Below are 638 nucleotides of genomic sequence, written 5' to 3' on the forward strand. Positions count from 1 at the left end.
GGCGCGGATGGCGTCGGTCAGCGGCACCGTCTGGAGCGGGTTGCGGGTGCCGTCGGGGCGCTCGCGCAGCCGCCCGTCGTCGATGTAGTCCTGCACCTTCGCCACGTGCAGCCGCAGCGAGTGCGCGGCGACGGTCCGGTCGCGGAAGTCCAGCACCTCGGGGAAGTTGTGGCCGGTGTCGACGTGCAGCAGCGGGAAGGGCACCGCGGCGGGCGCGAACGCCTTGAGCGCCAGGTGCAGCATCACGATCGAGTCCTTGCCGCCGGAGAAGAGGATCACCGGCCGCTCGAACTCGCCCGCGACCTCGCGGAAGATGTGCACCGCCTCGGACTCCAGCACGTCCAGGTGCGTCAGCGTGAAGGGGGCGCCCACGCCCGCGCCCCGGCCGCCGCCCGGCACCCCGGTGCGCGGCGCGTTCACGACAGTCCCCGCTCGGTCAGCAGCGCGTACGCCGACGCGACGGACTCCGGCACCGTCCGGTGCTGCGACGCGATCCGCAGGTCGGGCGCGGCGGGTTCCTCGTACGGGTCGTCCACACCGGTCAGGCCGGTCAGCTGCCCCGCGGCCTGGCGCGCGTACAGGCCCTTGACGTCGCGCCGCGCGCACACCTCGACCGGCGCGGCCACATGGACCTCGAG

Annotated in this window: 2 protein-coding genes; both read right to left on the bottom strand. The window is 74.3% G+C overall.

Annotated features, from left to right (window positions below; genetic code table 11):
- On the bottom strand, positions 1–399 hold a 399-nt coding region (locus tag AC3ERT_RS36610), incomplete at its 3' end, for a phosphoadenosine phosphosulfate reductase domain-containing protein (RefSeq protein ID WP_435179511.1).
- A gap of 17 nt (positions 400–416) precedes the next feature.
- A partial coding sequence (locus AC3ERT_RS36615; protein WP_435179509.1) for an adenylyl-sulfate kinase occupies positions 417–638 on the bottom strand: 222 nt, incomplete at its 5' end.

It is taken from the genome of Actinacidiphila sp. bgisy145 (genome assembly GCF_057708125.1).